17 protein-coding genes and 1 riboswitch are annotated in these 15,095 nt (G+C 30.9%); of the genes, 3 read left to right on the forward strand and 14 right to left on the reverse strand.

The window, feature by feature from the left end:
• Positions 1–263: 263 nt before the first annotated feature.
• From CLHOM_RS13290 to CLHOM_RS13305, 4 genes are all read right to left on the reverse strand, one after another.
• Positions 264–1,919 carry a putative ABC transporter permease subunit gene (locus tag CLHOM_RS13290; protein WP_052222176.1) on the reverse strand — a complete coding sequence of 552 codons (1,656 nt, stop codon included), beginning with the start codon at positions 1,917–1,919 and terminating at the stop codon, positions 264–266.
• Entirely contained in the window at positions 1,912–2,637 is a 726-nt protein-coding gene (locus tag CLHOM_RS13295) for an ABC transporter ATP-binding protein (protein WP_052222177.1), read from the reverse strand. Before CLHOM_RS13295 ends, CLHOM_RS13290 begins: the two co-directional genes overlap by 8 nt.
• Positions 2,638–2,790: 153 nt before the next feature.
• Complete coding sequence (locus CLHOM_RS13300) at positions 2,791–3,312, reverse strand: spore maturation protein (RefSeq protein WP_052222178.1); 522 nt, start codon at positions 3,310–3,312, stop codon at positions 2,791–2,793.
• 64 nt (positions 3,313–3,376) lie between these two features.
• Positions 3,377–3,952, reverse strand: coding sequence for a nucleoside recognition domain-containing protein (locus tag CLHOM_RS13305; protein WP_052222179.1), 576 nt, complete (start codon positions 3,950–3,952; stop codon positions 3,377–3,379).
• A gap of 197 nt (positions 3,953–4,149) precedes the next feature.
• On the opposite strand from CLHOM_RS13305, the gene CLHOM_RS13310 reads away from it, so the two are divergent.
• Positions 4,150–5,094: a transposase gene (locus CLHOM_RS13310; RefSeq protein WP_052222180.1), complete on the forward strand. Its 945-nt coding sequence runs from the start codon at positions 4,150–4,152 to the stop codon at positions 5,092–5,094.
• Positions 5,095–5,153: 59 nt separating this feature from the next.
• Here CLHOM_RS13310 and ribH read toward each other — a convergent pair whose 3' ends face one another.
• The 9 genes from ribH to CLHOM_RS13355 all read right to left on the reverse strand — a co-directional run bounded on the left by ribH (position 5,154) and on the right by CLHOM_RS13355 (position 12,420).
• Entirely contained in the window at positions 5,154–5,615 is a 462-nt protein-coding gene (ribH, locus tag CLHOM_RS13315; RefSeq protein WP_052222181.1) for a 6,7-dimethyl-8-ribityllumazine synthase, read from the reverse strand.
• Between the two features lie 28 nt (positions 5,616–5,643).
• On the reverse strand, positions 5,644–6,861 hold the full coding sequence (locus CLHOM_RS13320) for a bifunctional 3,4-dihydroxy-2-butanone-4-phosphate synthase/GTP cyclohydrolase II (protein ID WP_052222182.1): 1,218 nt from the start codon (positions 6,859–6,861) through the stop codon (positions 5,644–5,646).
• Between the two features lie 14 nt (positions 6,862–6,875).
• A complete protein-coding gene (ribE, locus tag CLHOM_RS13325) occupies positions 6,876–7,532 on the reverse strand; it encodes a riboflavin synthase (RefSeq protein WP_052222183.1) in 657 nt (218 codons plus the stop codon).
• 15 nt (positions 7,533–7,547) lie between these two features.
• Positions 7,548–8,636, reverse strand: coding sequence for a bifunctional diaminohydroxyphosphoribosylaminopyrimidine deaminase/5-amino-6-(5-phosphoribosylamino)uracil reductase RibD (gene ribD, locus CLHOM_RS13330; RefSeq protein WP_052222184.1), 1,089 nt, complete (start codon positions 8,634–8,636; stop codon positions 7,548–7,550).
• A gap of 313 nt (positions 8,637–8,949) precedes the next feature.
• Positions 8,950–9,089: riboswitch (FMN riboswitch) on the reverse strand.
• Positions 9,090–9,350: 261 nt separating this feature from the next.
• The gene (locus CLHOM_RS13335) at positions 9,351–10,574 is read right to left on the reverse strand and encodes an FAD-dependent oxidoreductase (RefSeq protein WP_052222185.1); all 1,224 of its coding nucleotides are present in this window, start codon (positions 10,572–10,574) and stop codon (positions 9,351–9,353) included.
• 16 nt (positions 10,575–10,590) lie between these two features.
• A complete protein-coding gene (locus CLHOM_RS13340) occupies positions 10,591–11,133 on the reverse strand; it encodes a YeeE/YedE thiosulfate transporter family protein (protein WP_052222186.1) in 543 nt (180 codons plus the stop codon).
• A 19-nt stretch (positions 11,134–11,152) separates the two neighbouring features.
• A complete protein-coding gene (locus tag CLHOM_RS13345; protein ID WP_052222187.1) occupies positions 11,153–11,380 on the reverse strand; it encodes a sulfurtransferase TusA family protein in 228 nt (75 codons plus the stop codon).
• Between the two features lie 61 nt (positions 11,381–11,441).
• A complete protein-coding gene (locus tag CLHOM_RS13350; RefSeq protein ID WP_052222188.1) occupies positions 11,442–11,669 on the reverse strand; it encodes a sulfurtransferase TusA family protein in 228 nt (75 codons plus the stop codon).
• Positions 11,670–11,715: 46 nt separating this feature from the next.
• The gene (locus tag CLHOM_RS13355; RefSeq protein WP_052222189.1) at positions 11,716–12,420 is read right to left on the reverse strand and encodes a YeeE/YedE thiosulfate transporter family protein; all 705 of its coding nucleotides are present in this window, start codon (positions 12,418–12,420) and stop codon (positions 11,716–11,718) included.
• Positions 12,421–12,683: 263 nt separating this feature from the next.
• Between CLHOM_RS13355 and CLHOM_RS13360 the strand changes: the two genes are divergently transcribed.
• Entirely contained in the window at positions 12,684–13,580 is an 897-nt protein-coding gene (locus CLHOM_RS13360) for a LysR family transcriptional regulator (protein WP_052222190.1), read from the forward strand.
• Here CLHOM_RS13360 and CLHOM_RS13365 read toward each other — a convergent pair.
• Positions 13,577–13,795: a sulfurtransferase TusA family protein gene (locus CLHOM_RS13365; RefSeq protein WP_052222191.1), complete on the reverse strand. Its 219-nt coding sequence runs from the start codon at positions 13,793–13,795 to the stop codon at positions 13,577–13,579. The genes CLHOM_RS13360 and CLHOM_RS13365 overlap by 4 nt on opposite strands.
• Positions 13,796–13,948: 153 nt before the next feature.
• On the opposite strand from CLHOM_RS13365, the gene rffA reads away from it, so the two are divergent.
• A complete protein-coding gene (gene rffA, locus CLHOM_RS13370; RefSeq protein ID WP_052222192.1) occupies positions 13,949–15,094 on the forward strand; it encodes a dTDP-4-amino-4,6-dideoxygalactose transaminase in 1,146 nt (381 codons plus the stop codon).
• Position 15,095 lies beyond the last annotated feature (1 nt).

Below are 15,095 nucleotides of genomic sequence, written 5' to 3' on the forward strand. Positions count from 1 at the left end.
CATTTTAAAAATGAATTTATAATACGTACTTTTAAAATTCTTGTCCTCTATTTACGTACGTGTGTATTTTATCAATAGATTTTCATAATAATAACATAGAATTTTAATATTTTCAATAAATTTATGGGTATAACGACGGATAAAAAACCTGAGAAATTATTACCACGCTCTTTATACAAAATGTTCATAAAAATATAGCCGCAGGCATTTGTCATTACCAGCAGCTATTTATAAAACTTTCACTATAAATAGAGATGCAATTTTTAAAGATTACTGTAAAGTTTAGATGCATTACTCTTTAAAAATTTGTACAAAATTAAATCAACTACTCCGTATAGTGCAACCAAAAGTATAGCTGTATTAACTAAATTAAACTTGAAAAAGTACACAAAGAAAACAGTAATCCCTGAGAATACCAAGCATGGAATCAATGTAATTAATACATTTAAATTTTGTTTTACTGCCTTTTGTTCACTATCCCATTGTAATTTAGGATTATTCAAATCAATTATTATTCCAACAAAGTTACTAAATAAAATAGCAATTAAACCTATAATGGCAATTAATATAATTAAAATCATAGGCAGTTTAATTATTATTAATGTTACAAGTATTAACATTATCATGCTAATAGTACCCATAATAAATCCAGTAAACACCTTTGCCATGATTTGAGTAATATAATTTATAGGTACATACTTACTAAAGTAAATATGACTACCTTCTCTAGATATAGCAGTAGCAGTAATTCCATTAACCGAAGAAACAAAAACTATAAAAACAGTTACTATTGCTAATCCCAAAGGATACATAGAAGGATTACTTATGGCTTTTAAGAACATCTCTATTTCTTTACCATTTCCTACGTTGGTGAACATAGGAATGAGTAAAAATATAGGCCATAAGAAGTTCAAAATTACACAATTAATAAAATATGCAGGTGTTCTAAATAAAAGCTTAATTTCTTTTAATACATATGCCTTAAATACAGAATTCTGAGAAGTAGCTTTAGCAAACTGTTCACCACTTAGTACTATTCTCTTCGTCGATGTTTGAGAAATCCCTATTACTCCCTTGAAATATAAGATATTTCCTAAAATAATGAAGATAACCACTGCTATTGCAGTTATCAAAACAAATATTATCAAATTAAAAAGCCCTTGCAAATTCCCACATTCTAGTACTGCAATAGTTGCAAACTTCGAACTTGGAAATAGCCTAGATGTTGCATTTATTAAAGAATTGTTCCCTTCCATTACCAACCTCTGCATTTGACTCGGATCTGATAAAGTTTTAGCAGCATTTTGTACAACTATATTAGCACCTATACCTATGACAATGGCAATAACTCCTCCTATTAACTTGAATCGATCCTTATTTTTTGCAATATTAGAAAACCTCATTATTACCATAACTAATATTGCAGCTGCAATTAGAGGTATTATTGGAATTGTAATATAAATAATAATATTATACAAATAATATAAAATTGATGCATTACTCTTAATTCCATATGAAATTATAATAGGTAAAAAAATTACTAATTGAGTTATATACTCATAAACTACAACTACTGCTAGTTTTGCCCCTAATATCTGAGATGCTTTAAAAGGTAAAGGTAATAAATTTTCAATATCCATTGAAAAATAAAATGTTCCGATAATATAAAAAATTCCAAGAAAAAAAATTACAGCACAAGATAAGGAAAAGCCCATATCTAAAATAAGTCCTTCTTGACCGATAGTTTTCAATACTTCATAAAACTTTTCAACGAATGCGCCTATTAAAATCGCAACCGGAATAAAGCAAGCTATTAATAATATTATAAGTAAAAAATTTTTTATCTTATTAGTTCCTTGTCCAAAGGACTCTCCGCTAGTTTTTAATAAAGCCTTAGTTAAAGCTACAAATCTACTCATTTTTAGTCATCTCCAAAAACATTTTTTCTAGTGACTCGTTGCCTTTAGCATGATCTCTAAGCTCATCCAAAGTACCACTAAATAATATTTTACCATTATTGATTATGGCAACTTTGTCACAAATTTTTTCTGCAACTTCAAGAACATGAGTTGAAAAAAATACCGTTTTCCCACTTTCAGCATGTTCTCTCATCATCTCTTTTAAAGTATATGATGATTTTGGATCAAGTCCAGTCATAGGTTCATCTAATATCCAAACAGATGGGTCGTGTATTAGAACTCCCATTATTACTATCTTCTGCCTCATCCCATGAGAATAGCTTTGAATTTGATCCCCTAAAGCAGAGCTCATTTCAAATCTATCAGCTAGGATTTCTATTTTATTCTTTCTAATCTCCTTTGGCACATTGTAAATATCTGCCATAAAATTCAGATATTCAATTCCTTTTAATCTTAAAAACATATCAGGGTTATCTGGTACAAATCCAAACTGTTCTTTCGCCTTAAGTGGGTTTTCTTTTATATCAATACCATTAATTTTAATGCTGCCTGAATCAGAATTTAATATACCGGTTATCATTTTTATTGTAGTTGTTTTTCCTGCTCCATTTGGTCCTAAAAAGCCAAATATTTTCCCATCTTCAACATTCAAACTTATGTTGTCTACAGCATTAACTTTATTATTGTAGCTTTTTACAACATTTGTAATCTCTATCATAGCCTTCTCCTTACTCCTTACCTAAAGTTATTATTTTTTTATTATTTCATATTTTCCTATCTAATACGCACAAGCCTATTATTTAGTTCAATAAATTTTTTAAAATAAGGGGACAGTCCTGAATTTTTAGAATTCAGGACTGTCCCCTTATTTTTATTTAAACATAATCCTTGCAATAGTAACTGCAGCTAAAACTGCTGTCATATCAGCCAAGACAGCTGCCCATAAAGTATGTCTTATTTTTTTTACATTAATAGCACCAAAATACACAGTAAGTGTATAAAAAATGGTCTCAGTAGAACCAATAATGATAGATGCTACTAATCCTATGTAAGAATCTGGGCCATATTGGTTTAATATATCCATATAAACACCTTGAGCCCCGCTTCCAGACAAAGGTTTTACCATTACTAAAGGTACAATTTCAGGAGGAAGCCCAATGAACTTTACTATTGGTTTTATGGCATTAATGAAATATCCTAAGGCTCCTGACTCCTTAAATGCAGCGATTGATATAAGCATAGCAAGTAAATAAGGATATATATTAAAACAAACCTTAAGACCTTCTATGGCACCTTCTACAAAACACTCATATACTTTCACCTTTTTATACATTCCATAGATTACTATTGAAGCTATTAATAAAGGAATAATTGATGCAACTAAATATTTCAACTTAAAACCTCCAATTAGAAAATTATATATTATATAAATTGAATTTTATAAATGTATTACATAACTAAAAAAATTTTTCAAGTATTTTGCAATATATAATACCCATAATTGCTGCGATTCCTGTTGCTAAAATAGCTGGGATAATAATTACTGCTGGATTATTAGATCCACAAGCCACTCTCATTGAAATTATTGATGTAGGAATAAGTTGTATACATGTGGCATTGAGCACTAAAAAAAGAGCCATATCATTTGTTGCAGTATCTTTCTTTGTATTTAACTTTTGGAGTTCTTCCATTGCTTTGATTCCAAATGGAGTTGCTGCATTAGATAATCCGAGCATATTTGAAGATATATTTAATATCATGCTGCCCATTGCATCTTTGTTCTTTTGTCCATCTTTAAACAAAAATTTTAATACTGGATTTAATAATTTTGCAAACTTTTCTACTAATCCAGATTCTTGTCCAATTTTCATAACTCCGCCCCAAAGGCACATCATTCCTATAAATCCTATAATCAGCTTCACTGATGATTCTGTAGAATCTAATATAGCTTTGGACACAATTTCACCTTTCCCAGTAATAATTCCAAATCCTATTCCAAAAATTAACAGAAAAAACCAAATAAAATTAATCATATATATCACCCCGAAAATTTTCTATACCTGTTAATATATATGCCCATTGAATATTTTATATGGCTATAATAATAAAATCGAAAAAAATCGGGGACAGACCCACACATTTCCCTTGATTAATTTTAATAGGAAATGTCAATAATCATAAAAAATATTGCCCATTAGTAATCATTTTTAATTGTAATGGAGGTTATAATATGCCAAGAACTGCTAGACAGAGATCAAGTAGTGGAATTTATCATGTTATGATGAGAAGCATCAGTGATATTAAGCTTTTTAGAAATGTTATTGATAAGGAAGTCTTTCTAAAGTTCTTAAAAAAATATAAAGAATCATTTTTGTTCAATATTTATAGTTATTGTATTATGGATACCCATGTTCACTTAGTAATAAATTCAAACGGAGCTGATGTTAGTAAATTTATGCATAATATAAATCAATGTTATGCCCAATATTACAATAAAAAATATAATAGAACTGGTCATGTTTTTGGAGATAGATTTAAAAGTACAGTAGCTACTAGCGACATTTCAGTTTTATCCATGACCGCCTATGTTCACAATAATCCTAAAGATATTAAAGGTTATAGAAATTGCGTAGAAAATTATAATTATTCAAGTTTTAACATATATCTAGGTAGGTGTACTGACAAATATAATTTAATAGATAGAAATTTTATCTTAAGTTATTTTCACTCAGATCCAATTCTTGCAGCTAAACATTATTATTCCTTTGTTAAATCAAGGCAGAGCTGTGATTTCACTGACTTAGAAATAACAAATCCTGCTTTATTGAGTTCAAATAAAGCTGCATCAGAGAGAACATATACTAAGCCTATAATTAGAAATATCCATCCTAAAAAGATAATTGAGTTTATAAGTAAATATACTAATTTTGATAAATCTATTATTAATATTAAATACAGAAGTGCTTCATCAGAATTTAGATCATTGTGTGCATTTTTTATGAGATTATTTTGCAACTATAATAGTGATAAAATCCAAAAGGCTTTGGGAAATAACATTTCCTTGTCTTCAATTCCGCTTTTGTGTAACAAAGGATATTCTCTTATCAAAGATAATATTTCATATCATAATATAATTGATGATTTTGTAAATTCATCTTCGTATGAAGCTATATAAAAAAATTAACCCCCTATTAAATAATAAGGAGTTAATAAAAATTGGACATACTATATTTTTTAAAATTGTTTAAGTAGATTTGCCATCTCTATTGCAGTTACAGCAGCATCATATCCTTTGTTTCCTGCTTTAGTTCCAGCTCTCTCTATTGCTTGCTCAATAGTATCTGTTGTAAGAACTCCAAAAACAATTGGAATCTCAGTTTCTAAAGAAGTATTTGCAATTCCTTTTGAAACTTCACTAGAAACATAATCAAAGTGTGGTGTTGATCCCTTGATAACAGCACCTAAGCATAGTACTGCATCATACTTTTTAGATTTAGCCATCTTTTTAGCTGCTAAAGGAATTTCAAAAGCTCCTGGAACCCATAGAATTTCTATGTCCTCATCATTAGCACCATGTCTTTTTAATCCATCTAAAGCACCAGTAAGCAACTTACCTCCAATGAACTCATTAAATCTTCCAACTACTATACCAAATTTTAATCCTTCTGATATTAACTTACCTTCATATATTTTCATTTTATTTCCTCCTTAATATTATCATTATTTATTTAATCTTATTGAAATTTAAAATGTGTCCCATTCTTTCTTTCTTTGTATTTAGATAAAATCTATTATTTTCATTAGATTCTATTTCAATTGGAACTCTTTCAACTATTTCAATACCATATCCTGAAATACCAGATATTTTTTTAGGATTATTTGTCATAAGCTTTACTTTGTTTACCCCAAGATCTTTTAAAATTTGTGCTCCTATTCCATAGTCTCTTAAGTCTTCTGGGAATCCCAATGCTAAGTTAGCTTCAACTGTATCCATGCCTTTATCTTGAAGATGGTAAGCCTTAATTTTGTTTATAAGACCTATTCCACGTCCTTCTTGTCTCATATATAAAAGTATTCCTCTTCCTGCTTTTTCAATAGATTTTAGAGCTGCTGCCAGTTGTTCTCCGCAGTCACACCTTAAAGATCCTAGTACATCACCAGTTAAGCATTCAGAATGCACTCTGATAAGTACAGGTTCTCCATCAGATACGTCCCCCTTAACTAAAGCAATATGCTCCTTGCCAGTTAACTTATCATTGTATCCAATAATTTGGAATTCTCCGAATTTTGTAGGCATTTTTGCACTTCCGCTTCTCTCAACTAATGACTCTGTACTTCTTCTATATGCGATTAAATCTGCAATAGTAATTATTTTCAAATTATGAACTTTAACATATTCCATAAGTTCTGGAACTCTTGCCATAGTTCCATCTTCACTCATAATCTCGCAAATAACTCCTGCTGGGGACAGACCCGCAATTTTTGCAAGATCTACAGCAGCTTCAGTATGACCAGCACGTTTTAAAACTCCACCTTCACGAGCTTGTAGTGGAAATATATGCCCTGGTCTTTGGAAATCCAATGGCTTAGCATTTGGATCCATTGCTTTTTTTATAGTTAAGGCTCTATCATAAGCAGAAATTCCTGTACTGGTTTCTGTAGAATCAATTGAAACTGTGAATGCAGTGCCTTTTGAATCAGTATTTTTTTCTACCATTTGATCAAGTTCTAGCTGCGCAAGTCTTTCTCCAGTCATGGGCATACAAATTAGCCCTCTTCCAAACTTAGCCATGAAATTTATACTTTCAGGTGTTACTTTTTCTGCAGCCATAAGTAAATCACCCTCATTTTCTCTGTCCTCATCATCTACAACAACAATTATTTTTCCAGCTCTTATATCTTCTAACGCCTCTTCAATAGTATTGAATTTAAAGTTACTCATTTAAGTTTCCTCCTTTATAAAAATCCATTAATTTTTAGGAAATTCATATCAATATTGCTTTTAGTATTCTCTTCTTTATGCTCCCTCGCAGATAAAAATCTCTCAATATATTTACCAATCATGTCACATTCTAAATTAACCTTTTCACCAACAACTTTTTTTACAAGAATAGTTTCATCTTGAGTATGTGGAATTATAGATACCTTAAAAATTTTATCATCAATATACGCTACAGTAAGGCTAACTCCATCAATTGCAATTGACCCTTTGTTCACTATAAATTTTAATATTTCCGGGGACGCTCCTATACTTATCCAAATAGCATTATCTTCTCTTTTAAATTCTTTAATCTCACCTATTCCGTCTATATGCCCACTAACTAGATGCCCTCCAAGTCTATCTCCTAAAGACAAAGCTCTCTCTAGATTCACATTATCTCCTTTATGTAAATACACAAGATTACTTTTTCTCATTGTTTCAGCCATAACGTCAACCGCAAAGCTATTACTGCTAAATTCCGTAACTGTTAGACAAACCCCATTTGTGCAAATACTATCTCCTAGCTTCACATCCTGAAGAACTTTCTTTGCATTTATCCTGATTCTAGCTGATTTTTCTCCCATTGTTATTGATTCTATATTCCCTATTTCCTCTACAATCCCCGTAAACATGCTCTTCCCTCTCCTTTATAAATAACCTTCAACTACAATATCATCTTCAATTCTAGAAAGTATAATATTCTTTAGATATATTGCATCCTTTAAATCAGATATCCCCCTACCTCCAACAGGAGTTTTTGCCCCTGTCCCACCAATTATTTTCGGTGCTATAAAAGAAATTACTTTGTCAACAATTTCTGACTCCAAAGCAGAGTAATTTAGTTCTGATCCACCTTCTAGTAATATACTGTCTATGCCTTGCTTTCCTAGCTGAACCATAAGCTCATTTAAATTCACCTTATTATGTATACTAGGTACAACTAATACCTCAGCCCCTTTTGCCTCTAACTTCTCGATCTTCTTGCTATCAGCTAAATCGGTTGTAGCAATTATGGTCTTAGCTTCAGATTTCAAATTTAAAACTTTAGATTCTAGCGGTATTATGGCTCTTGTATCTACAATTATTCTTGTACTGTCCCTTCCTTTTGAATTTTTAAGTCTAGTAGTCAAGCTTGGGTCATCTTGTAGAACCGTCCCCACTCCTACCATTATTCCAGAAACTCTGTGTCGTATTTTATGAACATATTCTCTTGATGCTTCACCACTAATCCATTTAGAATCTCCAGTAACTGTTGATATTTTTCCATCTAAGGTCATCGCAGTTTTAAGAATACAAAAAGGCAATTTTGTAGTTATGTATTTAATGAATATCTCATTTAGCCTTTCTACTTCTGCAGAACATACACCTTGGATAACTTCAATACCATTTTCCTCAAGCAACTTTATCCCTCTACCGGATACCAACTCGTTTGGATCCTTCATCCCAATTACAACCTTTTTTATCCCCTTTTCTACAATGGCTTTGGCACATGGAGGAGTCTTTCCATAATGTGAACAAGGCTCAAGGGTTACATACATTGTAGATCCCTCTACACTTTCAGTAGCATTATTAAATGCATTAATTTCTGCATGAGGTCCACCGAAACACTTATGATAACCTTCACCTATAATTTCTCCATTTTTAACAATAACAGCACCTACTAAAGGATTTGGATAAGTATAACCTTCACCTAACTTTGATAATTCAATAGCTCTTCTCATATAAAATTTATCCATATTGTCACCTCCGAATAAATGGTTTTGTTAATTATTAATTTTGAAATCATAAAGATTATTAAAGTAAAACTAATTTGTCTAAATTTAAATGATTTTATACCTTTAGGGAATGATTATTAAGGAAATAGGAGCTTATAAATTAAATAGTCAAGAGAAAGGATTATTAATATTTGTGATGTTCCATTTTATCTGTTTTAAATCAAAAAAACCTGAAAATTAAAATAATAATTTTCAGGACAATATTAATGCATAAAAGTCGTAAAACTAAAAAGCATAACTTGCGAAACGCAAAAAAGCTTAATAGCATACAAATTTAATCCTATTCTCCCATCCAGACTTTACTGTCGGTTCTGGAATCAAACCAGATCTGCCATAATAACACTACTCTTTATGATATTACAGCTCGCGGACTATACCGCCGGTCGGGAATTTCACCCTGCCCTGAAAGACTTAAATTTAAAATATTTAATTGTTTACAACAAAAGATTATCATTTATTTTTTTTAATGTCAATGTTTTGTTTTTACATTATTAGATATTTTATTATATCTATTTTCAAAAATATAAAGAAAAGTAGCGTAAGAAAAAAAGAGGACAATCCCAACCAACCCATTAATTTAGGACTGTCCCCCCACTTCTCACTAATTATCCCCTATTATCTACAACATAACATAACAACTTGTAAACCCTAAATAAATATCCAATATAATCCTTATTACTGTATTGCAGATAAGATTTCCTTTTCATTTATATTTTCTTTAATAACCTTATCAGCTTTACCTTCCTTGATTATCACAACACATGGGAATTCTTTAACTCCCAATCTGTCAGCAATTCCAGTAGACTTATACACATCAATTTTATTAACTCTAATCTTGCCTTTATTATCTTTTTCAATCTTTTCAATCTCAGGTAAACATTCTATTCCCTTAGGGTCAATTGCATTGTATATATAAACAACACCTGGGATATCTGGCTTCATAATCTGCTCATTAAACGCTTCGCTTTCAGCTATATACTTCTCAGTTGCATAACCAGCTATAGCCCCGTCCCCTACAGCTGTTGCAACTTGCTTTAAAAACTTGTCCCTTACATCACCAGCAGCAAATACACCCGAAACGTTAGTCTCCATTCTTTCATTACTGATAACGTAACCATTTTTTGTTAATTCGACTTGTCCTTTATATATCTCAGTATTAGGTATATATCCGATAAATTCAAAACAAGCATCCACTTTAACAGGTATTTTTTCATTTGTTTTAACATTTTTTAAAACAACTGTTTCTAAACGCTCATTTCCTTTAAATTCATCCACAACCGTATTCCATAAAAATTCCATCTTTGGATTAGCTAATGCTTGCTCTTTAGCAATCTCGTTGCAATCCATTTTTCCTTCTTCGTGTATAACTGAGACATATACCTTATTTGCAAATTTTGTTAAGAACATACCTTCTTCTATAGCTGCGTCCCCACTACCTATTACTAAAACATCCTTGCCAGTATTAGCTGCTGCATCGCAGGTTGCACAAAAAGATATACCTTTATCAAATAGAAAGCTTTCTTCTCCTTTTGCTCCAGTAATTCTTGGTCTTCCTCCTGAAGCTATTATAACAACTTTAGCTTCATAATTTGTTCTAAAGGTTTCTACAACTTTTGTAGCTCCTTCTAGTTGCACTGATTTTACATCTGTAAGTTTGAATTTTACTCCAAATTTTTTTGCCTGTTGATGAAATAAATTCATAAGTCCTATTCCTGTTTGTCCTTCAGGAAATCCAGGGTAATTTTCTATTTCATTTGTATAAGTTGCAAGTCCTCCTACTAGTGCTTTTTCAATTAATAATGTGTTTAACCTTGCTCTTCCACAATAGATACCAGCTGTTAATCCTGCAGCCCCGCCACCTATAATAACTACATCATATTTTTCCACTTTTTTATCCATATCTATCCTCCCTACTTTACATAAAGAATTTAACTAATAACTTACTACCTACCATTGCTCCTAAAAATAAAAATATACCGAATACCCAACCTGATAATGAAAGTGACGCAATACCACTATATAATGCACCAATGTTACATCCAAAGCCTAATCTAGCTCCGTATCCCATTAATAATCCGCCTAATATTGCAGCAATAATTTGTTTTTTAGATTTTATTTTCTTAATTTTAAATTGAGAAGCAAGTAGTGTTGCCATTAAAGCTCCAAAAATTATTCCAATATTTCTTATAGAGCCTGGGTCATTTAAGAAGCCTGCATTCAATGTAGCTTGTGCACCTTCACTGCTGAAATAATACCACTTATCAACATTTCCACCTAATGCTCTATATATCCAAGCTCCCCAATTAGCAAAGGGTCCAGATACTCCCCATGGATTACCAGTTGCGGCAAGCGTAACTATTTGAAAAACAGATAACAATACAGCACCTACAACGTATGTCCATGGATTTTTAAACCAATTTATATAAAACTTATTTTTATTTAACTTTTTAAAATCCAAAGTTACACCTCCTTATAGGCTATTTAACTTTTTCAATAACAACTTCCCATTCTCCATCGTCAACTTCTTCTATTTCAACGTTATGACCTTCTTTTCTTGCCCATTCAGGTACATTTTTCATTGCACAGCTATGATCTATTTGAACTATTAATACATCTCCTACTGCTAATTCCTTTAACTTATTTTCAGTTTTTACTAATGGCACTGGGCAAGCTTCTCCTAAACAATCTAACATTACTTCTTTCATTTCATATTCCTCCTTGATATTATATTAACGTGTATTTATATAATCTTATATGATCCTACCTCTATTTTGTCTTTTCTATAACAACTTCCCATTCTCCATCGTCAACTTCTTCTATTTCAACATTATGTCCTTCTTTTCTAGCCCATTCAGGCACATTTTTCATAGCACAACTATGATCTATTTGAACTATTAATACATCTCCTACTGCTAATTCCTTTAACTTATTTTCAGTTTTTACTAATGGTACTGGACAAGCTTCTCCTAAACAATCTAACATTACTTCTTTCATTTTATATCCCCCTTACAAATTATCTAATTAACAATAATATTCATATCTATTCTTCTGATTCTTGATTCCTATTTTCCCATTTATCCGCCGCAATATATAAGGCTGCTATTACTAATAGCTGAATTGCCACTGCTCCAAACCATCCGAAAATATCCGGTAAAAACACAGCTTTACCTTTTAATATAAAATTAAGCTTCCACCATCCAAAATCATGAGCTCCCCATAAAGAACCTACAACGAAGAAAACTAATGACAATATCTGCATTGTAAATCCTTCTCCCACTCTCATTAATGTACCTGATGCGCATCCTCCTGCTATTACCATACCAATACCAAACATAAATGCTCCAACTACTGTTGAAAAACTTACAGGAACTACATAGCTCTGCCCAGGTATAGGAAGTCCTTTTATAAAAGCTCCATATTTTATGGCAGTAAATCCAATTGTAGTAATTGCAAAAGCAATAAGTACAGCTCTTGTTACAGAAGTACTTCCTGTTAAAGCAGGATCTCTCATAGAAGCAGTGAAACAAAATCTTGATTTTTGAAGAATAAACCCAAAGCAAGTACCTGTTATCCAAAATAATCCCAATGCAGGTGAATTATTGCCTAAAAAAATCCCAATGGCCAAAACTATTGCTACTGTTAAAATTCCATATGGAATTTGGCTCTTTTTGGGTTTTCTTGCTCTCGTTCTAGCTGAAGTTCCAGTTCTTCTTATGGAAGTTTCACTATTACCAACTTCTGTCATATAATCACACTCCTAAATAGAATTCGATATAATTTTAACAAACTCTTCATTTTTATTTTAGCATATACAAATAGCATTTATTATTTGAAATCGTTATACTATATAATAATTAATAATAACTAATATCCTGTTATAAGATTTTTTTATGACAAATCATATGTTATAATTATATTAAAATAAATATTGTTATATAAATAACTATTCATCCTTTCAAGCTTGGAAATTCCTGTTGTTTAAATAATATAAGAGGAAGGTGTTCTCCCATGCATATTGATTCTTTTAAATATTTTTATGAGGTTGCTAATACAAAAAGTATTTCAAAAGCAGCAAATAATGCTCATATCTCACAATCTGCTCTAAGTCAACAGATACAAAAACTTGAAGATTCTCTTGGTGAGCAACTTCTAATTCGCAGTAATAAAGGTGTAACCTTAACTGATCAAGGAATAATTGTAAAAAAACATGTTGAAACCTTAATAAAGACTTATAACAAGATGCTAGAAGATTTGAGGAATTTAGAAAATAAAAATAAAACTATAGAAATTGATTGTTGTTGGACTCTTTCTACATATGCGTTACCTTGTACACTATATAAGATGAAAAAGAAGTTTCCTAATCACAATTATAAAATAACTTCTGATTTTTCTGACGATATAGAAGAAAATGTAATTAACGATATTTACGACTTAGGATTTATCTACGGAAAGCCTAAAGATAATTCTTTAGAATATTTTAAAGCAGCTACAGATGACTTAATATTAGTAGCATCTTCTGATTTTAATATACCTGATGAAATCGAACTTAAAGACCTATCAAAGTATCCATTGATAATGCTAAACGATAAATTAGATATTTACGACTCCCTAAATGAACGTTTAAATATTATTGGACAAAGTTGTAAGAATCTTAATATATTATTTAGTCTTGATTCCACTGAATCTGTTAAATCTTCGTTGCTTCAAGGTTACGGACTAGCCTTTCTTCCTTATTTGTCCCTAAAAGCAGAATTATACAATAAACGCCTTAAAATTGTTAAGATAAAGGATTTTTCAATTAATTATGATGTATATCTTATTTACAAGAAAATTTCTTGTGAATCTAACTCAATTAAAGAGTTTATAGATTATTTTATAAAGATTGGTAAAAAAAGCTTTTGCTAAAGCTTAACTACTACTATTTCCCAAACACCATTAATAACTTCCTCAATATTGAAGTTTACCTTTTTTTTCTTTAGAAATTTTGATATTTCTTCAACAGTACAACCATGATCAGTTATAACCTTAAAGCTTTCATTAGCTTTAGCAACCTTTAATTGTTGTTGAGTTCTTATTACTGGTACAGGGCAAATTTCACCTAAACAATTAATTTCTTTCATAATCAGAACCTCACTTTTATAAAGATTTTTATACTGAATACTATAATAATATTTTAACATTATATTAATAATTATCAATAAATTGTATTAAATAAAGAAAACTCACAAATATGCTCTCATTCATAAATACTAGTACGATAGACGGTGATAATAATGAAAATTCCATATAACAGATTGTATTTTTCTGGAAATGAAATTCAATATATAAGTGATGCCATTGAAAAAGAATCTCTATGCGGAGACGGTTATTATACAAAGATAGTCACAAATTTTTTAGAAAAAAGTTTCTCTATTAATAAAGTATTAATGACTACTTCTGCAACTCACGCTTTAGAAATGGCATCAATGTTAATAGGCTTAAAATCTGGTGATGAGGTTCTTATGCCTTCTTTTACTTTCCCTTCTACAGCTAATTCTGTTATGCTGCAAGGAGCAAAACCAGTCTTTTGCGAAATAAATAAAGCCACCTTTAATATAGATGTAAATGATATTCAAGCAAAAATTACTCCAAGAACAAAAGCAATACTCCCAGTTCATTATGGTGGCATCAGCTGCGAAATGGATGAAATATTGGAAATAGCTAAGCTTTATCATCTCTATGTAATTGAAGATGCAGCACAAGGAGTAAACAGTAAATATAAAAATAAATACTTAGGTTCCCTAGGACACATAGGCTGTTACAGCTTTCACTCTACCAAAAACTATATATGTGGTGAAGGTGGAGCTTTAACAATTAACACCAATAATAAGGATATACTAGAACGTGCAGAAACCCTACGCCAAAAGGGTACCGATAGACATAAGTTTATTAAAGGAGATGTGGACAAATATTCCTGGGTAGATTTAGGTTCAAGTTACGTACCATCAGACATACTTATGGCTATTTTATACTCTCAATTAGAAAACCTTAACCTAATTAAAGAAAAAAGAAAGATAATTCATGAGTTTTATATAGATAAATTACAAAGACATGTAAACAGAGGATTTATTCAAGGACTAACTTATGTTCCTGAATATTCTTCACCCAATTATCATTTATTTTATATAGTTTTTTCAACTAAAGAAATCCGGGACAGTGCTCTAAAAGGTTTAAAAAAGTATAATATTAATGCACTAACTCATTTTGTCCCTCTACATTCTTCTCCTATGGGAATAAAGCTTGGATACACTCCAAATAGCCTTCCCTTAACGGAGAATTTGGCAAATTGCCTTCTTAGATTACCTATATATACTTCAATGACTTTAGAAGAAGCCACATTTGTAGTTGAATCTTTAAATAAAGTTATAAAGGAGCTTTAAT

Origin of the sequence: Clostridium homopropionicum DSM 5847, assembly GCF_001263795.1 — a bacterium.
GTDB classification, from domain to species: Bacteria; Bacillota; Clostridia; order Clostridiales; family Clostridiaceae; genus Clostridium_H; species Clostridium_H homopropionicum.